The sequence below is a fragment of the Delftia sp. DS1230 genome, from assembly GCF_040112715.1.
In the GTDB taxonomy this organism is placed as follows: domain Bacteria; phylum Pseudomonadota; class Gammaproteobacteria; order Burkholderiales; family Burkholderiaceae_C; genus Comamonas; species Comamonas tsuruhatensis.
The window spans coordinates 4,615,372-4,635,885 of sequence record NZ_CP157763.1; the positions used below are offsets into that span (position 1 = coordinate 4,615,372).

The 20,514-nt window shown below is 67.4% G+C and carries 17 protein-coding genes; 4 read left to right on the top strand and 13 right to left on the bottom strand.

Annotation, left to right across the window (positions count from 1 at the left end):
- Positions 1-5: 5 nt before the first annotated feature.
- The gene (locus tag AAN986_RS20770) at positions 6-1,613 is read right to left on the bottom strand and encodes an efflux RND transporter periplasmic adaptor subunit (RefSeq protein WP_349335467.1); all 1,608 of its coding nucleotides are present in this window, start codon (positions 1,611-1,613) and stop codon (positions 6-8) included.
- Between the two features lie 422 nt (positions 1,614-2,035).
- Here AAN986_RS20770 and AAN986_RS20775 point away from each other — a divergent pair, with 422 nt between their 5' ends.
- Positions 2,036-2,425, top strand: a complete 390-nt coding sequence (locus AAN986_RS20775; protein ID WP_013803605.1) for a nuclear transport factor 2 family protein — start codon at positions 2,036-2,038, stop codon at positions 2,423-2,425.
- 2 nt (positions 2,426-2,427) lie between these two features.
- On the opposite strand, the gene AAN986_RS20780 is transcribed toward AAN986_RS20775, so the two are convergent.
- From AAN986_RS20780 to AAN986_RS20825, 10 genes are all read right to left on the bottom strand, one after another.
- Positions 2,428-2,766, bottom strand: a complete 339-nt coding sequence (locus AAN986_RS20780) for an AzlD domain-containing protein (protein ID WP_047217777.1) — start codon at positions 2,764-2,766, stop codon at positions 2,428-2,430.
- A gap of 5 nt (positions 2,767-2,771) precedes the next feature.
- On the bottom strand, positions 2,772-3,464 hold the full coding sequence (locus AAN986_RS20785; RefSeq protein ID WP_047217778.1) for an AzlC family ABC transporter permease: 693 nt from the start codon (positions 3,462-3,464) through the stop codon (positions 2,772-2,774).
- 5 nt (positions 3,465-3,469) lie between these two features.
- On the bottom strand, positions 3,470-5,455 hold the full coding sequence (locus AAN986_RS20790; protein ID WP_082138055.1) for a helix-turn-helix domain-containing protein: 1,986 nt from the start codon (positions 5,453-5,455) through the stop codon (positions 3,470-3,472).
- Positions 5,456-5,561: 106 nt separating this feature from the next.
- On the bottom strand, positions 5,562-6,629 hold the full coding sequence (locus AAN986_RS20795) for an XdhC family protein (RefSeq protein ID WP_034365394.1): 1,068 nt from the start codon (positions 6,627-6,629) through the stop codon (positions 5,562-5,564).
- Between the two features lie 254 nt (positions 6,630-6,883).
- Positions 6,884-7,615 carry a carbon monoxide dehydrogenase subunit G gene (locus tag AAN986_RS20800; RefSeq protein WP_043824113.1) on the bottom strand — a complete coding sequence of 244 codons (732 nt, stop codon included), beginning with the start codon at positions 7,613-7,615 and terminating at the stop codon, positions 6,884-6,886.
- A 38-nt stretch (positions 7,616-7,653) separates the two neighbouring features.
- A complete protein-coding gene (locus AAN986_RS20805; RefSeq protein WP_047217781.1) occupies positions 7,654-8,919 on the bottom strand; it encodes a VWA domain-containing protein in 1,266 nt (421 codons plus the stop codon).
- A complete protein-coding gene (locus AAN986_RS20810; RefSeq protein WP_047217782.1) occupies positions 8,916-9,857 on the bottom strand; it encodes a MoxR family ATPase in 942 nt (313 codons plus the stop codon). Before AAN986_RS20810 ends, AAN986_RS20805 begins: the two co-directional genes overlap by 4 nt.
- Positions 9,858-10,014: 157 nt before the next feature.
- Positions 10,015-10,806 carry a xanthine dehydrogenase family protein subunit M gene (locus AAN986_RS20815; protein WP_046241966.1) on the bottom strand — a complete coding sequence of 264 codons (792 nt, stop codon included), beginning with the start codon at positions 10,804-10,806 and terminating at the stop codon, positions 10,015-10,017.
- A 10-nt stretch (positions 10,807-10,816) separates the two neighbouring features.
- A complete protein-coding gene (locus tag AAN986_RS20820; protein ID WP_047217783.1) occupies positions 10,817-13,207 on the bottom strand; it encodes a xanthine dehydrogenase family protein molybdopterin-binding subunit in 2,391 nt (796 codons plus the stop codon).
- Positions 13,208-13,236: 29 nt separating this feature from the next.
- Positions 13,237-13,713 (bottom strand): (2Fe-2S)-binding protein, encoded by a 477-nt coding sequence (locus tag AAN986_RS20825; protein ID WP_013803615.1) that lies wholly within the window; start codon positions 13,711-13,713, stop codon positions 13,237-13,239.
- A gap of 267 nt (positions 13,714-13,980) precedes the next feature.
- Between AAN986_RS20825 and AAN986_RS20830 the strand changes: the two genes are divergently transcribed.
- The 3 genes from AAN986_RS20830 (at position 13,981) to AAN986_RS20840 (ending at position 17,806) form a co-directional block, all read left to right on the top strand.
- Complete coding sequence (locus AAN986_RS20830) at positions 13,981-15,171, top strand: helix-turn-helix domain-containing protein (RefSeq protein ID WP_047217784.1); 1,191 nt, start codon at positions 13,981-13,983, stop codon at positions 15,169-15,171.
- Between the two features lie 176 nt (positions 15,172-15,347).
- The gene (locus AAN986_RS20835; protein ID WP_016448926.1) at positions 15,348-15,956 is read left to right on the top strand and encodes a TRAP transporter small permease subunit; all 609 of its coding nucleotides are present in this window, start codon (positions 15,348-15,350) and stop codon (positions 15,954-15,956) included.
- Positions 15,957-15,973: 17 nt separating this feature from the next.
- Positions 15,974-17,806: a TRAP transporter large permease subunit gene (locus AAN986_RS20840; RefSeq protein ID WP_016448927.1), complete on the top strand. Its 1,833-nt coding sequence runs from the start codon at positions 15,974-15,976 to the stop codon at positions 17,804-17,806.
- 146 nt (positions 17,807-17,952) lie between these two features.
- Here AAN986_RS20840 and AAN986_RS20845 read toward each other — a convergent pair whose 3' ends face one another.
- Both AAN986_RS20845 and AAN986_RS20850 read right to left on the bottom strand, forming a co-directional pair.
- Positions 17,953-19,032 (bottom strand): ABC transporter substrate-binding protein, encoded by a 1,080-nt coding sequence (locus tag AAN986_RS20845; RefSeq protein ID WP_047217785.1) that lies wholly within the window; start codon positions 19,030-19,032, stop codon positions 17,953-17,955.
- A gap of 196 nt (positions 19,033-19,228) precedes the next feature.
- Positions 19,229-20,311 (bottom strand): TRAP transporter substrate-binding protein, encoded by a 1,083-nt coding sequence (locus AAN986_RS20850; protein ID WP_016452489.1) that lies wholly within the window; start codon positions 20,309-20,311, stop codon positions 19,229-19,231.
- Positions 20,312-20,514: the final 203 nt, after the last annotated feature.

The following is a 20,514-nucleotide window of genomic DNA, read 5'->3' on the forward strand; positions in this document are numbered from 1 at the left end:
GCTGCTCAGCGCCCGGCAGGAGCGGGAGCCGCTGGAGCCGCCGGAGCGGCAGACGCCGGGCCGGGCGATGGCTGGGGCGAGCCCGGTGACGGCGCAGGTGCCTGGGATGCAGGCGCGGAACCTTCGGCGGCCGGTGCGCCGCTGCCGGCGCCATTGCTGCCGCCACTGTTGCCACCGCCATTGCCGCCATTGCGCTGCCCACCGCGCTCGGCGCGCAGCTTCTGCAGGTAGGCCTTGCGCTCATCGGGGTTCATGGTCGCCAGCTTGGCGCGCACATCGGGCGGCAGATTGCGCATGCCGCGCGGCTGGCTGGAGGCGTCCTGCACGGCCTGGTCCACCTTCTGCACCTTGTCGGGCTCGATCACCGTGACCTTGGCGCCTTCGCGCAGGCGGTCAATGCCATCGACCACCACCTGCTCGCCAGGCTTGAGCTCGCCCTTGACGCTCACCCGGTCGCCATCGGTCACGCCCACGGCGATGCGCCGCTGCGTCACCGTGCCATCCTCCTGGACCAGGTAGACGTAGTTGTTCTGCACGGCCGTGGTCGGCACGGTCAGCGCCTGCTCCAGCCGGTCCACTTCCAGCCTGACGTTGACGAACTGGTTGGCGAACAGCCGGCCCTCGGCATTGTCGAAGGCGGCCTTGGCCTTAATGGTGCCGGTGGCGATGTCGATGCTGTTGTCCACCGCATTGAGCCGGCCGCGCCCCAGCTGCTGCTTGAGGTCCCGGTCCCACAGCTCCACGGGCAGCTCGCGGCCCTCGGCCAGGCGCCGCGCCAGCGTGCCCACATGCGCCTCGGGCACGGAGAACACCGCGTCGATGGGCTTGACCTGCGTGATGGTGACGATGCCGTTGGCATCCGAAGGGTTGACCACATTGCCCCGGTCGGCCTGGCGCAGGCCCAGCCGGCCCGCAATGGGCGCCGTGATGCGCGTGTAGCTCAGTTGCAGCCTGGCCGCATCGGCCTGGGCCTGGTCGGCGGCCACCGTGCCCTGGTACTGGCGCACCAGCGCTGCCTGGGTATCGACCTGCTGGCCGGCAATGGAATCCTGGGCCTGCAGCTCCTTGTAGCGCTGCAGGTCCAGCTGGGCGTTCTTGAGCAGCGCCTGGTCGCGCTGCAGCGTGCCCTGGATCTGGTTGAAGCTGGCCTGGAAGCTGCGCGGATCGATCTCGGCCAGCAGCTGGCCGGCCTTGACCTCGTCGCCTTCCTTGAAATGCAGGCGCAGCAACTCGCCCGACACCTTGGCGCGCACCACGGCCGTGGCGCGCGGGTTCATGGTGCCGATGGCGCTGATCAGCACGCGCATGTCGCGCCGCTCCACCACGCCCACGGACACCGGCTGCGCCTGGGCACCCATGGCGCCGGGGCCGCCAGGCCCACCCGGCCCGCCGGGGCCGCGCCGGCCGCCTCCCGCACGCCCGCCACCCGGGCCGGGCGCACCGGCCGAGGCCTGCTCGCCCTGCGCCGGCGTCCGCTTGTTCCACCACCACAGCCCGCCCCCCGCCACCAGGGCCAATGCCACCACGCCCCACATCAGGGCAGGCCGTATCCGGCCACATTGGCGTACGCCGTGGGCATCTGCAACAAGGGGGCTGCTGGACAGGCGTTTCATGGTCACTGCGGGAAATCGTGGGAGGAAGCCGTGGGCCCGGCCCCGGAACAGGGCACGGCGGCGGATGCGGCTATGGTAGCCAGTCCCATGCTCTCCAAAACGAGGCAGATCGCCGTTTTACGCAGGCATTACCCCCGCTTTACCCCGGCTTTACCCGCCCTGGCCAGAGCGTTTTCGGAAACAGGTCGGCCACCCGTCGGCAGGGCCTCAGACAGGGCACGGCGCTCACAACACTGTTGACTCAGGCACGGCCAATGCGGGGCGCATCGGCCGAAAAGTCCATTGAAAACAAGGCATTGCACTCCAACCCGGCGCAGGTCGCGCCTGGCACCCCGTTGGACTGCACCCCGCGCTTGTGGCTACCATGCGCGGCCGCCGGCCTGCAGGCGCAGGCCGCCATCCATCCGTCCCAGGAGAACACCATGACGACTGCCAACCCACGCCTGACCGACCACCCCGAAGAAGCCGCCGTGCGCGTGCCGCTGGAGCTGTACATGCGCGGCCATGCCGAGGACAACAGCGCCCACATGCGCGCCGCCTTCATGCCCACCGCCCGCATCGAAAGCGTGCGCGAAGGCCCGCTGACCTCCTGGGACATCGACACCTACTGCGCCCGCTTCAAGGGCCAGCCCGCCGCCGACGAGGCCACGCGCCGCCGCAGCATCGACGCCATCGACATCGGCGGCACGGCGGCCAGCGCCAAGATCACCCTGGTGCACGGCGCCATCACCTTCATCGACTACTTCGTGCTGCTCAAGACCGAGGCCGGCTGGAAGATTGCCAACAAGGCCTTCCATGCCCAGCCGCACTGACATCACCAGGGCTTGAAATGGGCCAGCAGGCCGTAGGTCAGCGCACCAGCCAAGGTCGGCATGGCAATGCCTCCCCGCACCAGGCGTGCGAGGCAGCTGGCCAGCAGCGCCAGGGCGATCACGGCCACCCGCCCCCAGCGGACATCGCTGACCAACAGCCCCCAGGTTGACACCACGAACAGGGCAGCGATGGCGGCGGGCCCGACACCCGCCAGCCACCTCTGCACCTGCGGGGACGCCCGTGCAGAGTGCCCTCTGCGGCGTGCCTGCCACAACGGCAACCAGCGCAGGCCAAAGGTGCCGGCACCGCACAACAGCAAGATCCAGAATGTGTACGACATGGTGATCAGCCCCTATCGGCCGTGGCCGCATGCGCCAGCGCACCGCACAGGATCGCCAGCGCCAGTGCGTGGTAGCCCGGAATGAAGCAAACCAGCACCGCAGCGACCACGGCGGCCGTGAGCACCGCACGCCACCAGCGCAGCACACCCGCCTCCAGCAGCAGCGCAAAGAACAATGCCGGCAGAACGAAGGCCAGCGCCTCGCGGACGGCTGCCGGCCACCGATCCACCTCGCCCACCAGCGTCACCCCCATCACCGTGCCGCCCACCCAGGCAGCGTAGGCGCCAAGTTGCAGGCCCAGAAACCAGTGCTCGCGCTCGGCCTCTGGCACGCCCTGCATCTTGCTCATGGCGGTGGCAAACACCTCGTCGGTCAGGCCAAAGGCCAGCCAGGGCGTGGCCAGGCGCTGCCGCGGCCCCAGCACCACCTGCAGGGCCGGGCCATACAGCACATGCCGCGCATTCATCAACAGCACCGTGGGCAAAGCGGTCCACAGCCCGGCTCCCGAAGCCAGCAACGAAATCAGCAGGAACTGGCTGGCTCCGGCATAGACCAGCACGGAAGCCATCACGGCAATGGATGGAGCAAGACCCGCCTGAACGGCCGCCACGCCAAAGGAAAAAGCAATCGGCAGATAGCCTGTTGCCACGGAGAGGCTGGCGGTCAGGCCGGCCAACATGACACGGCCTCGTGTCATGCCGCTCATGCGCCCCGCCTACGAAACGTCACTACATGAGTGCCACCATCGTGCGCTTGGTCACCGCAAGTGGCGTACACGCGTCTGTGCCGAAGCAGTTCCAGGCCGGTGCCTGCGGCCAGTTCCAGAAATCGGCGGACATGGGTCTTGCATTCGACTTCATAGTCGAACCCCGCCACCATGGCCTGCAACTCCAGCCAGAAAAAACGCACATATGCTCCGACCGCGTGGGCAGGCCGCTTGTCCAACGATGCCTGTCGGACCTGTGCAAACAAGTCTCGACATAGCCGCACAGCAGCCAATGACTGACCTTGCTCGGCTAAAAAGACCGCTTGACCGAGATATTGCTGAAACGCGCGATACAAGCTGTAGTCCAGATCGTCCATACGGGGGAGATCACAGCATTCCATCGCGGCGGCAACGTGGAGGATGTAGGCACTGTGATGGCGAACCAGCGCAGCATTGCGCGATTCAACATCACGGAACGAGGGCAAAAACTCATCGGCCACAGACAAAACACCTCCAGGCTTGAGCAGCATCCGGGCTTTTTGCAGCATGAAGGCTGTGTTGAAGTGGTGCGACGCCCCCACGGATGTGATCAATTTAGATTGACCATCGGAGAGATTCAACTCCAGGAATCCACCCTGATGTAGAGAAATTCCTTCTCGCCCTTCTACATTGATGCGCAGACACGCATACGCCACAGGATCTGGTTCCACAGCCAGCGCCTTCAAGTCCGGCAAAAGCTCCTGCAGCATCAGCAGAGGAAGACCAGGCCCAGTTCCGATATCCACGGTCTGTCGCGCTGGCGTGAAGTCAATAATATCCTGGGCCATGGCAACGACCTGTCTTGCATACGCAGGATGAAGCAACTCGAATGCGTCGTAGTGCTCGACCTGAATCCGGCTCGAGAACGCACCTGCTTCAGTGGATGGCTCCACAGATACAACAGCCTGTCGATCAAGCAATTTCAAAGTCTTAGGCAGTATCAATTGGCCCGATTTCAAAGCACACTCTCCGCCCAGTGCCTGTAGCACCTTGTGCTCACTGACAAGATCATCCTCAACGAACCATGACTCGGAGATCAGATCAGCCTCAGCCTCTCGGGCCAGTACCAGCGCTCGGCAACCCAATGCCGTTCGGGCCAAAGGATGATCCGTCTCGGCAAAGGCCTGTGCGAAATACCGAGGCAGAACTACCAGGAAAGGCCCTTCGACATCGACACCCATGAGCACCGACTGCGGCCAACGATAGCTCGCAGAATCCATCGAAAGCAGTTTGTCCCGCAATAGTGCAAGCGCGGCTGCCGACTGTAGCCGGCAACCTCTAAACCGGAGCATCATGGCGCCAAACCCATTGGCCACTTCGATGAACACACGCATCAGCATGCATTCCACACCTTCCCATGCAGCAGCGGTGGCGGGCCATTCAAGAGCACAGAAAAGGTCAGCGCCTGCCGGTGCCGCCGATGCTGGGTACTCGACGAACACAACGGCCTGTGCTGGCTTTCCCATAGCGCCATAAACATGAGGAACATCAGCGGGAAAAGAATGAACTTCGCCAGAGTTGAGCACCCTGGGAGCCAGCAGGTCTCCGACCAACATGGGACCACTGGTCACAACTACTTTCTCCCTCACGCCTGGGGGATGTGCAGCAGATTGCTTGGTGTGGCCCGCCGCCAAGTGCATGCGGTAGGACTCGATGGAAGAACCACTTTCATCGTCAGTTCGTTCAATAAAACGAACGGCGACCTGGCCGTCGCCGATATGAACCGGACCTAGACTGGTCCCAGACACCAATTGACCAAAAGGCGTATCGAGCGCATTGGCAATCGCCCACAGCGTCTCTATTGTGGGATTACCCTGAGCAGACTCCAGTCCTGACAAGGTGGACTTGGCAATCCCGCAACGTTGGGAAAGCCCTGAAAGAGTCAGCCCACGCTGTTCACGCAATTGGCCCAGATTTCGGGCTAGAGTGTCGAGAATCTGCATGATCGATCCTGGCTATAAAGAACGAATGTTCAATATAAATCACAAATCGATCAATTGAAAGTTTTCACTATTAGCAATGGGCACCATATAGTCCAGGCGGGGCAGGTTATACCCCGCACACCAGGGGCGTGATGCCCTCGGGCCCGTCATCCTCCAGCGGCTGCGGGGGCTGGGCTGCGGCGAGCTTGCCTTCTTCCACGGTCATGCCGCGCGGCAGGGCCACGCCGTTCTTGGCGGCCAGGACCTCGGCCATGATGCTGACGGCGATTTCGGGAGGCGTCTTGCTGCCTATGTACAGGCCGATGGGGCCGCGCAGGCGTGCCAGCTGTGCGTCGCCCAGGCCGAAGTGCTCGCTCAGGCGCTGCAGGCGCAGCGCGGTGTTGCGGCGCGAGCCGATGGCGCCGACGTAGAAGGCCGGGGATTCCAGGGCTTCCATGAGGGCCAGGTCGTCGAGCTTGGGGTCGTGCGTGAGGCCGATGATGCAGGTGCGCGCATCGGCGCGCATGGTGCGCACGAGGTCGTCGGGCATCTCGCGCGACAGCTGCACGCCGGCCACGCTCCAGTGGCGGCTGTATTCCTCGCGCGGGTCGCAGACGGTGACCGCAAAGCCGTTGAACAGCGCCATGGTGGCCAGGTATTCGGACAGCTGGCCTGCGCCGATGAGCAGCATGCGGTACTCGGGGCCGAAGCTGTTGGCGACCTGCTGCCCGTCATGCACCAGCGGCTCGGGCGCGTCGCTGACCTGCTGGGCGACCTGGCCGGTGGCCTTGTCCACGGTGCGCCGCACCATGCGGCCTTCGTCCAGCCATTGGACGAGTTGCTGCAGCGCAGCAGCGTCGGGATTGAATTCGAGCAGCAGCTCCAGCGTGCCGCCGCAGGGCAGGCCGAAGCGGTGGGCCTCGTCGGCGCTGACGCCGTAGCGCAGCAGCCGGGGCGCGCCGTCTCGCAGGGCGTCGGCATCCGAGGCGTGGCTGTAGCGGGCGATCAGGTCGTCCTCGATGCAGCCGCCGGACACGGAGCCGACCACGGCGCCCGAGGCCCCCAGCGCCATGATGGAGCCGATGGGCCGGGGCGACGAGCCCCAGGTACGCACCACCGTGGCCAGCAGCGCGCGCTCGCCCTGAGCGCGCCATTGCGCGAGGTGGCGCAGAACATGAACATCCAGGTTTTCCATTGCAAATCTCCACGCCGGCACCTGGCTTGCCTGTGCAGCTGGGCGCCTGGCGTTTTTCGGCGGCTATTGTCTCTCTGCATCAAGAAGGGTGCTGCAGCATGTAAAAAGGGCTTGGTAGCGCAGGGCGAAGCATAGAAGCCACAACAAATCTGAGGCCAGAGACGCCGAGCAAGAGCCGCCTCGCGGCGAGGGCGTCGTCCCCCTCCCGCGAAGCGAGAGAGGGGGAAGCGGCGCAGCCGCTCAGGGGGAGCGCCCTAGTACCGCGAAAGCAGCCAGCCGGCACCCAGGACGACGACGATGGCCAGCCCCCAGCACCACAGCGGGATGGCGCGGCGCGAGCGTTCCTCGGCCTCGGTGGCCGGTGCGGCATCCAGCGGCGTGGCCACGCCGGCTGCGGCGTCGTGCTCCCAGGCCTGGGCGTCCACGGTGGGCTCGATGTGGCCGGTTTCATCTGCCAGGCCGGCAGGCAGGTGGGACAGGTCGGCGGTGTCGCCTGCATCGGCAGGCGCTGCCGGCGCGCGCGGGTGGCGCTGCTGCATCAGCGTGTCGAAGCGCGCGAAGAAGTCGTCGGCCATGTTGCGCGCGGCGCCGTCGATCAGCCGCTGGCCCAGCTGGGCGATCTTGCCGCCGACCTGGGCCTGCACGCTGTAGCTGAGCAGGCAGCGCGGCTGTCCTGCGGCGTCGTCGGGCTCGGGGGTGAGGGTGACGTCGGCCTCGCCCTTGCCGAAGCCGGCCACGCCGCCCTGGCCTTCAAAGGCGATGCGGTAGCGCTCGGGCGGCGTGATGTCGGACAGCGTGACCTTGCCGCTGAACTTGGCCGATACCGGCCCCACCTTGACCGCCATGCCCACGGCGTACTGGTCATCGCCCAGGGGTTCAAAGCGGTCGCAGCCGGCCAGGCAGGCCTTGAGCGTTTCGGGATCGTTGAGCGCCTCCCAGGCCTGCTGCTGGCTGACGGCGAGGGAACGGCTGGCTTGCATTTCCATGGCAATTCCTTTCTGCGATGGGGGTGGCCGCAAGCGGCTCAGCGGCCTGGCGCCGCCAGCAGCCGCGCCAGGTGACCGGCCAGTTGCTGCAGCGATTCCAGGTTGTGTACCGCAAGCATGGCATGGGCATGACGATGCAGCACGGCCGCCCCCTGGGCCAGTGGGGCATACCCGTCAAAGCGCAGCAGCGGGTTGAGCCACAGCAGCCGCGCGCTGTGGCGGCGCAGCCAGGCCAGTTCGCGGTCCAGCTCGGCGGCATCGCCGGTGTCCAGGCCGTCGCTGATGATGAGCACCAGGGTGCGCCGGCCCACCAGGCCTGAAACCTGGTGGCGCGCATGCAGGCGGCGCAGTTCGCCCAGGCTGCTGCCCAGGCGCGTGCCGCCGCCAAAGTCGGCAATGGCGGCGTTGGCGCGCTCGAGCATGGCGTCGGTATCGGCCTGGGCAAAGGCCGGGCCCAGGTCGCGCAGCTCGGTGCCGAAGCTGTAGACCTGGCGGCGCAGGCCCGCATGGCGCTGCGTGCCGGTGGCCGCGTGCAGGAAAGCCAGCAGCAGCCGCGCATAGCGCTCCATGGAGCCCGAAACATCGACCAGGGCCAGCCAGGGCAGCGGCAGGCGCCGGCGTTCGCGCCGCAGCAGCTGCAGCATTTCGCCGCCGTGGTGCGATGCCGCGCGCAGGCTGGCAGCCCAGTCGGGCACCGCGCCGCGCTGGCCGGTGCGCGTGCGGCGGCTGCGGTAGCGGGGCAAGGGAAGGGCAATGTCCCTGGCCAGGCGCTGCACCAGCAGGTATTCGCTGGCGCTGAGCTGGTTGAAGTCGGCATGGCGCAGGCGGTGGCGCTCGCTGGCCGTCATGGCGGCGTCCAGCTTCAGCTCTTCATCGACGGCGGCCCTGCCCTCGCCTGCCTGGCGAGGCGACAGCGCTTCCTGTACGCGCGGGCGGTGGCGCGGCGCGGACGGCCGGGGCGCCTGCGGCAGCAACTGGGCCAGCAGTTGCCGGGCCACATCGGGATTGCGGAAGTAGGCGTCGAACAGTTCGCGGAACACGGCGCGGTCCTGGGCGTTGCTCACAAATACGGCCTCCAGCGCTGCGGCCATGTCCTCGCGCGCCAGGCCGACAAGGGGCAGGGCCTGCTGGGCCAGCGCCATGCGCCCGCCGTCCACAGGCACGCCCGCACGGCGCAGCGCACGCGCAAAGCCGACCAGATTGCCTGCCAGCTTGCCGCTGCGCGCATCGCCCAGCCAGCTGGTGCGCTCGCCCCTATCGGCGGCACCGGCGGCACCGGCCGCACCGGCTGCACCAGCCGTCACGGCGCGGGCTCCGGCGCCAGCAGTTGCTGCAGCCGCTCGGGCGTGAGCGCGGCCAGGTCCTCGCGCTGCTTGAAGAGGATGCCTGCCGTGTCGTGCACGACTTCGGGATCGACCCCCAGGGTGTCCAGCGCCACCAGGGCCTTGGCCCATTCCACGCTTTCGGCAATGCCGGGCACGCGCTGGAAGGCGTCGGCAAAGGGCTGGCTGCGCAGCCGTCCCACGAAGCTCGCCACCTGGGCGGTCAGGGCCTGCCCGGCCCCGGGCACCAGGGCGCGCACGATGGCCAGCTCGCGCTCGCGCCCGGGATAGTCCAGCCAGTGGTAGAGGCAGCGGCGCTTGACGGCGTCGTGCAGGTCGCGCGTGCGGTTGCTGGTGAGCACGGTCACGGGCGGCACGCGTGCCGCCACCGTGCCCAACTCGGGAATGCTGACCTGGTACTCGCCCAGGTACTCCAGCAGGAAGGCCTCGAAGGGCTCGTCGGCACGATCGATCTCGTCGATCAGCAGCACGGCGCCGGGCTCGGGCTGCTGCAGGGCCTGCAGCAGCGGGCGGCTCACGAGGTAGCGCTCCTGGTAGACCTCCTGCTCGGCGCGCTGCAGTCGGTCCTGCTGCGGTGCGGCCGCGGGCTGCGCCGAGGCCAGCTCGGCCGCGCGCAGGTGCAGCAGCTGGGCCGCGTAGTTCCATTCATACAGCGCCTCGCGCTGCTCCATGCCGTCATAGCACTGCAGCCGGATCAGGCGGCGCTCCAGCACGCGCGCCAGCGCCTGGGCCAGTGCGGTCTTGCCCACGCCGGGCTCGCCCTCCAGCAGCAGCGGCCGCTGCAGCCGCAGGGCCAGGAAGACGGCCGTGGCCAGGCGCCGGTCGGCGAAATAGCCTTCGGCCTGCAGCGCGGCGACCAGGGCGTCTATGGAGGCAATGGCTTGCTCGGGAACCTTCATTCAGTCCTTATCCAATCGTCATGGAACTGCGCTTCGTCTGCGCTGCGCAAAACTGGCGCAATCCAACTCAGGGACACCGAGGAAGGGCCGCCCCGCACCGAGGGTGTCGTCCCCCTTCAAGGGGGAAGGCGCGAAGCGACTCAGGGGGTCACCATAGTCACCCCAGCATCTGCGATACCGCACGCTGCGTCTGCACGCTGATCAACTGCGCCCGGTAGCGCGCGCTGGCATGCAGGTCGCTGTTGAGGTCGGCATGGTCGATCAGCACCTGGGCGGCCGCGTCGGGCGTGAAGCTCTGGTTGAGCGCGGCCTCCAGCCCCGCATGGCGGAACACGCTGAGCCCGGCGCCCGTGATGGCCACGCGCACGCCGCTGTCGGTCTGGGCGACGAAGACGCCCACCAGGGCGAAGCGCGAGGCGGGCTGCTTGAACTTGAGGTAGGCGGCCTTCCTCGGCACGGGAAAGCGCACGGCCGTGATCAGCTCGCCGCTGCCCAGCGCCGTGGTGTACATGCCCTGGAAGAAGTCGTCGGCCGCGATCTCGCGCCGGTCGGTGACGACGGTGGCACCCAGGCCCAGCACGGCGCTGGGGTAGCAGGCAGCGGGATCGTTGTTGGCCAGCGAGCCGCCGATGGTGCCGCGCGCACGCACCTGGCGGTCGCCGATGCCGCCGGCCAGCTCGGCCAGGGCCGGGATGGCGGCCTGGACCTGCGGGTTGGCGGCCACGTCGGCGTGGCGTGTCATGGCGCGGATTTCCACGGTCTGGCCGTTGACGGCGATGCCGGCCAGGCCCTGGACGCGGTTCAGGTCCACGATCTGTTCGGGCCGCGCCAGGCGCAGGCGCATCGATGGCAGCAGGCTTTGCCCGCCGGCCAGGTACTGGCCGCCCTGGGCGGCCAGGGCAGCGGCGTCGGCCGTGTTGCCAGGGGCTTCATAGGTGAATGCGTACATGGCGCTCTCCTCAGGAGGTGGCTGCGGCGTCGATGGCCGACCAGACACGGTGCGGGCTGGCCGGCATGTCCAGGTCCCTGACACCCAGGGGATGCAGTGCGTCAAGCACGGCATTGATGACGGCGGGCGGCGAGCCTATGGCTCCCGCCTCGCCGCAGCCCTTGGTGCCCAGCGGGTTGTGCGTGCAGGGCGTGCAGACGGTGCCGAGCTTGAATTCGGGGAAATCGTCGGCGCGCGGCATGGCGTAGTCCATGAAGCTGCCGGTGAGCAGCTGGCCGGTCTCGCGGTCGTAGACGCAGTTTTCCAGCAGCGCCTGGCCTATGCCCTGGGCCACGCCGCCGTGCACCTGGCCCTCGACGATCATGGGATTGATGATGGTGCCGAAGTCGTCCACGGCGCTGAAGCGGTCCACGCGCACCACGCCCGTGGCCGGGTCCACCTCGACCTCGCAGATGTACGTGCCTGCGGGAAAGGTGAAGTTGGTGGGGTCGTAGAAGGCGGTTTCGTTGAGGCCGGGCTCCAGCTTGTCCAGCGGGTAGTTGTGCGGCACATAGGCGGTGAGCGCGATCTGGGCGAAGGGGATTTTCTTGTCGGTGCCGCGCACCGTGAACTCGCCGCCTGCGAAGTCGATGTCGGCGTCGCTGGCCTCCATCAGGTGGGCCGCGATCTTCTTGGCCTTGGCCTCGATCTTGTCCAGCGCCTTCATGATGGCCGCGCCGCCCACGCTGATGGAGCGCGAGCCATAGGTGCCCATGCCGAACGGCACACGGCCCGTGTCGCCGTGGACGATGTCCACGTTCTCCACGGGTATCCCCAGGCGCGCGGCCACCACCTGGGCGAAGGTGGTCTCGTGCCCCTGGCCATGGCTGTGCGAGCCCGTGAACACGGTGACGCTGCCCGTGGGGTGCACGCGCACCTCGCCGCATTCGAAGAGGCCGGCCCGCGCGCCCAGGGCGCCCGCGATGTTGCTGGGCGCCAGGCCGCAGGCCTCGATGTAGCTGCTGTAGCCCAGGCCGCGCCTGAGGCCCCGCGCCTCGCTGTCGGCACGGCGCGCGGCAAAGCCGGCCACGTCGGCCAGGGCCTCGGCCTTGTCCATGCAGGCGCCGTAGTCGCCCACGTCGTACTGCAGGGCCACGGGCGTCTGGTAGGGGAAGCTGGTGACGAAGTTGCGCCGCCGTATCTCGGCCTGGGACAGGTTCAGCTGCCAGGCGCAGCGGCTGACCAGGCGCTCCAGCAGGTAGGTGGCCTCGGGCCGGCCCGCGCCCCGGTAGGCATCGACGGGCGCGGTGTGGGTGAACCAGGCATCGACTTCCACATAGACCTGGGGCGTGGCGTACTGGCCGGCCAGCAAGGTGGCATAGAGGATGGTGGGCACGGCGCTGGCGAAGGTGCTCAGGTAGGCGCCCAGGTTGGCATCCGTGTGCACGCGCATGGCCAGGAACTTGCCGCTGGCGTCCATGGCCATCTCGGCATGGCTGACGTGGTCGCGGCCATGGGCGTCGGTGAGGAAGGACTCGCTGCGGTCGGCCGTCCACTTGATGTTGCGGTTGAGCTTTCGCGCACCCCAGGTCAGGCAGACATCCTCGGCATACAGGAAGATCTTGGAGCCGAAGCCGCCGCCCACGTCGGGCGCGATCACGCGCACCTTGTGCTCGGGCAGGCCCATGACGAAGGCCGTCATCAGCAGCCGCTCGACGTGCGGGTTCTGGTTGGCCACGTACAGCGTGTACTCGTCATTGGCGCGGCTGTAGCTGCCGATGGCCGCGCGCGGCTCCATGGCGTTGGGGATCAGCCGGTTGTTGACCAGGTCCAGCTGGGCGATGTGGGCGGCACCGGCGAACACCGCATCCACGGCGGCCTTGTCGCCGATGGCCCATTTGTAGCAGTGGTTGTCGGGGGCGATGTCATGCACCACCGCGCCGGGCACGCTGCCGGCCGCCGCGTCGGCCACCAGCACCACGGCGGGCAGCGGGTCGTAGTCCACCTCCACCAGCTCGGCCGCGTCGCGCGCCTGCTCCAGCGTCTCGGCCACGACCATGGCGACCTGGTCGCCCACGTAGCGCACGGTGTCCAGCGCCAGGATGGGATGCGGCGGCTCCTTCATGGGCTCGCCGTTGGTGCTGGTGATCAGCCAGCCGCAGGGCAGGCCGTTGATCTTGTCGGCCGCCACGTCGGCGCCCGTGAGCACGCCGATGACGCCGGGCGCGGCCCTGGCCGCATCGGTGGAAACGGAGCGCACGCGCGCATGCGCGTGCGGCGAGCGCACGAACACCGCATGGGCCTGGGCGGCCAGCGCGATGTCGTCGGTGTACTGGCCCGCTCCCGTGAGGAAGCGGTAGTCCTCCTTGCGCTTGACGGGCTCGCCGATGTGGGGGAGCTTGGAAAAGTCGGATGCACCCATGGCTGTCTCCTTGTGGTGACCTGCGGCGCTCAGGCCGCAGGCCCTGCCATGGCCTGGCTGCCCTTTTTCACGGCGGCCACGATGTTCTGGTAGCCCGTGCAGCGGCACAGGTTGCCCTCCAGCGCCTCGCGGATCTCGCGATCGCCCGCGCACGGCTGGCGCTGGCACAGGTCCACGGCGCTCATGACCATGCCCGGCGTGCAAAAGCCGCATTGCAGGCCGTGGCACTCCTTGAAGGCCGCCTGCATGGGATGCAGGCCGCCGTCGATATCCGCCAGCCCTTCGATGGTGCGCACCTCGCAGCCCTCGGCCTGCACGGCCAGCATGGCGCAGGACTTGACGGCGTGGCCGTCGACGATGACGGTGCAGGCCCCGCACTGGCTGGTGTCGCAGCCCACATGCGTGCCGGTCAGGCGCAGGTGCTCGCGCAGCGCATGCACGAGCAAGGTGTTGGGTGGAACGTCGATGCGCTGCGCGCGCCCGTTGACGGTGAGCTGGACATTCATCGTGCTGTCTCCTGCCTGTGTTCGGCGGTGATCTGGAACGTGGGGGAACGCCGGAAACCTCGCCTGCCATGGTCGCCCTGCCCGCAGGCGCCCGTTCTAGGGTTGACCCGCAAGCCCGGGCCGGGCGGCGCGGATATTCTCAAAATGACACAGTCGTCACCGCAGCCGCAGCCCGCACCGCTTGCGCCTGCGCCCCCGGCTTCGACCGTGCCCGCCTGCCAGCCCGTTCGCAATCCCTTGCCAGCCAGCCACAGGAGTCCCCGCCCCATGTTCGCCCTGAGCCCCGACGCCGCGCAGCCCTGCCCCGCCGATCCGCGCCACGCGCAGATCGCCCGGGCCCGCAGCCTGGCCTTCGGCGAGCAGGCGCTGGCCGGCATGCCGCCTGCCACTCTGCCCGCCACCCCTGCCGGCATCGCGCCCTGGCTGTGGCGCTCCTGGCAGCGCTGCCTGGCGGCAGGCCGCCGCCCGGGCGAGCGCGTGGTCTACGAAGCGCTGGGGCCGCATGCGCTGCGCCAGGCACGTGACGGCCACGAGGCGCTGCTGCAGGCGGCGCACCCCGTGATGACCCAGCTGGTGGGCGCCGTGGGCGCCATGCGCTACTTCAGCCTGCTGACCGATGCGCACGGCACCGTGCTGGACGTGCAGGGGCCGCTGGACCGCAGCGACATCCGCGTGCAGGCCATCGCCCGTGTGGGCGTGGACCTGTCCGAGCAGGGCGTGGGCACCACCGCCATCGGTGCGGCCCTGGCCGAGCACGGCCCCGTCTGGCTGCACCGGGCCGAGCATTTCTTCGAGGCCAACCGCCACTACAGCTGCGCGGGCGCACCGCTGTACGCCCCGGACGGCCGCTGCCTGGGCATGCTGGACATCACGGGCGTGGACGTGCCCGAGCGGCCCGAGCTGATGCACCTGGCGCTGCGCTGCGCCCGCGCCATCGAGGACCGGCTGCTGCGCGCCCTGCCCCACGCGCTGCTGCTGCACCTGAACTGGCCCGGCGGGCCTCTGGGTCAGGAGGGCGAAGGCCTGCTGGCCGTGGACGCCGAAGGGCATGTGGCGGGCAGCAATACCCTGGCGCGCCAGCTGGTGCCCCAGCCGCTGGCGCAGCCGGGCCAGCCGCTGCACTGCAGCGAACTGCTGGCCATGCCCTGGACGGCGCTGGTGGAGCATGCGCGCCAGCGCCCCAACGAACCGCTGCGCCTGCCGCTGTGGTCGGGCCTGCGGCTGCAGGCACTGGTGCAGCCCGGGCCCCAGCTGCGCCAGCTGCTGCCTGCGCTGGGCACGGCGGCACTCGCTGCCGCCGCCCAGGCCAGCCCGCTGCGCGCCAGCGAGGGCGTGCTGATCGAGCAGGCCCTGCAGGATGCCCAGGGCAATGTGACCCGGGCCGCCCGCGCGCTGGGCATCAGCCGGGCCACGATGTACCGAAAACTGGGAGCCCGCAGGCCCCGCGCGACAACCTGAACGGGACGTTTCCTCGGGTTCACACGGATTTCTTTTAGGGGGAGCAGGCCGCCTGCGGCGTTCGGGTCTCCGTAGAATCGACGGCTTTGGTCCATGCGCCGACAAGAGCGCTGCGCGCCGGCCTACAGGCCGGCGTACGGCGACGGACCCAATACAGCCTACTTTTTGGAGACACCATGCAGGCTTTGCTCAAATTCTCAAGAGGGGTCGACTGGCTCAACAGCCTGGTCGGGCGATGCCTTATCTGGCTGATCCTGGCCTCGACGGTCATCAGCGGCATCAATGCCATCGTGCGCAAGGTGTTGCACACCAGCTCGAACGCCTACCTCGAAGTGCAGTGGTACCTGTTCGCCGCCTCCTTCCTGCTGGCCGCCGGATATACGCTGCTGCAGGGCGAGCACGTGAAGGTGGATGTGATCGCCAGCCGCCTGTCCAAGCGCACGCAGATCTGGATCGACATCTTCGGCTTCGTCTTTTTCCTGACCCCCATGGCGCTGGCCATCCTGTGGTTCGGCACGCCGTTCGTGATCCAGGCCATCCAGACCGGCGAGATGTCGGGCAATGCAGGCGGCCTGGTGCGCTGGCCCGTCTACCTGATGATTCCCCTGGGCTTCGGGCTGCTGCTGCTGCAGGGCATGTCGGAGCTGATCAAGCGCATCGCCTTCCTGAAGGGCCTGATCGACGATCCCACGGCCAAGAAGGGCGAGAAGACCGCAGAGCAAGACCTGGCCGAAGCCCTGCGCGGGCTGGCAGGAGCCAAGGACAAAAGCGGGCAAGGCGCCTGATCGGGGAAACAGACATCATGGAATTCGTGATCCACAACCTGGCCCCGATCATGTTCGCGGGGCTGATACTTTTCCTGCTCGTGGGTTTTCCCGTGGCATTCAGCCTGGGCGCCTGCGGACTGTTCTTCGCCTTTGTCGGCATCGAACTGGGCGTGCTGCCCGAAGCCCTGCTGCAGGCCCTTCCGCTGCGCATCTTCGGCATCATGCAGAACGAGACGATGCTGGCCATACCGTTCTTCACCCTCATGGGACTGATACTGGAGCGAAGCGGCATGGCCGAGGACCTGCTGGAGACCGTGGGCCAGCTCTTCGGCCCCGTGCGCGGCGGCGTGGCCTTTGCGGTGATCTTCGTGGGCGCGCTGCTGGCCGCGACCACGGGCGTGGTCGCGGCATCGGTGATCTCCATGGGCCTGATCTCCCTGCCCATCATGATGCGCTACGGCTATGACCGCCGGGTGGCCTCGGGCGTGATCGCGGCCTCGGGCACGCTGGCGCAGATCATTCCGCCGTCCCTGGTGCTGATCGTGCTGGCCGACCAGCTGGGCCGCAGCGTGGGCGACATGTACAAGGGCGCCTTCCTGCCGGGCCTGATGCTGACGGGCTTCTATGCGCTGTTCATCGTCGTGCTGGCCATCTTCAAGCCCGCCATGGTGCCCGCCCTGCCGCCCGAGGCGCGCACGCTGCGCGAGCCCAATGGCAACTCCGGCCTGCCCTCCACCCTGGTGCTGACCGTGCTGTGCGTGGCGGCCTCGATGGTGGTCGCCCAGTACATGCCCCAGCTGCACACCTGGTGGTCCGGCGATGTGGTGGAGAAGGTCGCTCTGGACGAGACCATCGTGGTGTCCATGTGCTTCGGCGTGGCGCTGGCCTTCATCGCCGCCATGTTCAACAAGCTCACGGGCCTGCACCTGCTCAGCCGCATGGCCGAGCGCGTGACCTTCGTGCTGATCCCGCCGCTGCTGCTGATCTTCCTGGTGCTGGGCACCATCTTCCTGGGCGTGGCAACCCCCACCGAAGGCGGCGCCATGGGCGCGCTGGGCGCGGCCGTCATGGCCTTCGTGCGCGGCCGCCTGAGCATGGACCTGCTCAAGCAGGCGCTGATGTCCACCACCAAGCTGTCGTGCTTCGTGATGTTCATCCTGATCGGCGCGACCATGTTCGGCCTGACCTTCCAGGGCGTGGACGGCCCCAAGTGGGTGGAGGAGCTGCTGGTGTCCCTGCCCGGCGGCGAGATCGGCTTCCTGATCGTGGTCAACATCATGATCTTCGTGCTGGCTTTCTTCCTGGACTTCTTCGAGCTGTCCTTCATCGTCGTGCCGCTGCTGGCCCCCGTGGCCGACAAGCTGGGCATCGACCTGGTCTGGTTCGGCGTGCTGCTGGCCGTGAACATGCAGACCTCGTTCATGCACCCGCCCTTCGGCTTCGCGCTGTTCTTCCTGCGCAGCGTGGCCCCGGCCAAGGCCTACGTGGACAAGGTCACCAAGAAGATGACCGAGCCCGTGACCACCATGCAGATCTATGCGGGCGCCATCCCCTTCCTGCTGATCCAGCTGGTCATGGTGGCCCTGATCATCATCTTCCCCGGCATCGTCTCCAGCGGGCTGGACAAGAAGGTGGAGTACGACCTGGACAAGGTGCGCCAGGAGATGGAGGCATCCATGCCCGAGGCCATCGACTTCAACGACCCCATGTTCAACGGCGACGGCGCGAACCAGCCCCCCGCACCCGAGGGCACCCCTGGCGAGCCCTCGGCCCCGGCGGGCGGTGAGGACGATGCGCTCAAGGCGCTGCAGGACCAGCTGCAGCGCGAGCAGCCGGCCACGCCGGGCGAGAGCAAGTCCGGCAGCTGATCGCAGGCTCCCTCAAGGACAGCAAAGGCCCCGCAACCGCGGGGCCTTTTTTCGTTCGGACCCCGGCGTGCGCCGGTCCCCTGCGCGCATGAAAAAAGCCGGGCAGTGCCCGGCTTTCGCGCATGACGCCCGAGGGCGCCGCGACTTCACAGCTTCTGCGCCGACATGAAGGCGTCGTAGCGCGCCTCGGCGAAGCGGAACCACAGCACCTCGTCGCGCTGGAAGTTGCGGTAGTCGCTGTAGATCTTCTTCCATGCAGGGTTTTTCTCGGCCAGCTCCGCATAGACCGCCATGGTGGTCTTGTAGGAGGCATCGAGCACGGTCTGCGGGAAGGCCAGCACCTTGGCCTTGCTGGCCACCAGTTGCTTGAGCGCGCCTGGATTGCGCGCGTCGTAGCGGGCCTGGGTGACCACATGGGCCTCGTGCGAGGCGGCCTGCACCATGGCGCGCTGCTCGGGCGTCAGCGCGGCCAGCGCCTTCTGGTTCACGTAGAACTCGAGGTTCAGGCTGCCTTCCCACCAGCCGGGGTAGTAGTAGAACGGCGCGACCTTGTTGAAGCCCAGCTTGAGGTCGTCATAGGGACCGATCCATTCGGCCGCATCGATGGTGCCCTTTTCCAGCGCCTGGTAGATTTCGCCACCCGGGATGTTCTGGGGCACGCCGCCCATGCGCTCGATGATCCGGCCCGCGAAGCCGCCGATGCGGAACTTCAGGCCCTTGATGTCCTCGGGTGTCTTGACCTCCTTGCGGAACCAGCCCCCCATCTGTGCGCCCGTGTTGCCGCCCAGGAAGTTGACGATGCCGTATTCGGCATAGAACTCGCGCATCAGCTTGCCGCCGTTGCCGTCCACGTTCCAGGCCGTGAGCTGGCGCGAGTTCATGCCGAACGGAATGGCGCCGCCGATGGCAAAGGCCTCGTTCTTGCCGAAGAAGTAGTAGGGCGCCGTGTGCGCGATCTCCACCGTGCCGTTTTGCACGCCATCGACCACGCCGAAGGCGGGCATCAGCTCGCCGGCCGCATGCACCGACACCTCGAACTTGCCGCCCGACATTTCCTTGATCGCCTTGGAAAACACCTCGGCAGAGCCGTAGATGGTGTCCAGCGAACGCGGAAAGCTGGACGCCAGGCGCCAGCGCACCGCCGCCTGCGCATGAACGGCTGGCGCCGCTGCGGCAGTCAATACGCCGGCCAGACCGGCGTGCTTGAGTGCTTTTCTTCTGTCCATCTCTGTCTCCTCCTGATTCGCTCTGCTTGAGAGCATTCAAAAAAGGCCGGACTGCTCTTGGCAGCTCGGCCCACATACATCATCGGAACAAAAAAGCCCGCCGTCCCCGCTGCATTTCGCAGAGGGGACGCGGGCTTGGCCTGCAGGCGTGGAAGGCATGGACCGTCCTTGTGCGTGCTGCTGGCTGCAGACCTGCTTACAGCTTGGCCGTGGTCATGTAGCTGTTGTAGCGGAACTCCGAGAAGCGCTCCCACAGCAGCTGGTCGCGCTGGAAGGTGCGCAGGCTCTGGTTGATCTTCTTGAACATGGGCGACTTGGCGTCATGCTCGGCCATGATCTCCATGACGGCCTTGTAGCCGGCATCCATGAAGTCCTTGGGGAAGGCCTTGAGCTGGGTCTTGTCGGCCACCAGCTTCTTGAGCGCCACGGGGTTGTTGGCGTCGTACTTGGCCGTCATGTCGCGTGCCGCCACGTTGCAGGCCGCATCGACCATGGCCTTGTACTCGGGCGACAGGGCCGCATACGCCTTGGTGTTGATGAAGAACTCCAGCTCGGCGCCGCCTTCCCACCAGCCGGGGTAGTAGTAGTAGGGAGCGACCTTGTTGAAGCCCAGCTTCTGGTCGTCGTACGGACCTACGAATTCCACGGCATCCAGCGTGCCCTTTTCAAGCGCCTGGTAGACCTCGCCCACGGGCATGTTCTGCGCGACCACGCCGAGCTTGAGCATGGCGTCGCCGAACAGGCCGCCGCCCAGGCGCATCTTCAGGCCCTTGAGATCGGCCACCGACTTGATCTCCTTGCGGAACCAGCCGCCCATCTGGGTGCCCGTGTTGCCTGCGCTCTGGCTCTTGATGTTGTACTGGGCATAGAACTCGTCCATGAGCTTGCGGCCGCCGCCGTGCTCCATCCATGCATCCATCTGGCGCGCCGTCAGGCCGAAGGGCACGGCGCAGCCGAAGGCGAAGATGTAGTCCTTGCCGGTGAAGTAGTAGGGCGCCGTCAGCGCCATCTCGATGGTGCCGTTCTGGATGCCATCGACCACGCCGAAGGCGGGCATCAGCTCACCGGCCGCATGCACCGAGACTTCGAACTTGCCGCCCGACATCGCCTTGAGCGTCTTGGAGAACATTTCGGCCGAGCCGAAGATGGTGTCCAGCGACTTGGGAAAGCTCGCGGCCAGACGCCAGCGGACCGCCTCCTGGGCGTGGACTGCGGGTGCGGCTCCCACAGCCAGCACGCCGGCGATTCCCGCATGTTTGATGATCGAACGACGGTCCATGAATGTCTCTCCGCGATGTGTTGTCAGTCAGAAAAAGCCACCACCACCCCTTGCTGCGCAAGGTCCGCTGCCCCTCCGAGGGGCCGCTTCTGCCTTGGGGGCCCGGCGGCAAAAAAAACGCACGTTCGCACGTGCATTCACACTGTATCAGGTGGTATCGATTCTAAAAACGCCGCAAAGCAAGCGCGGACGGGGTTTTCCCC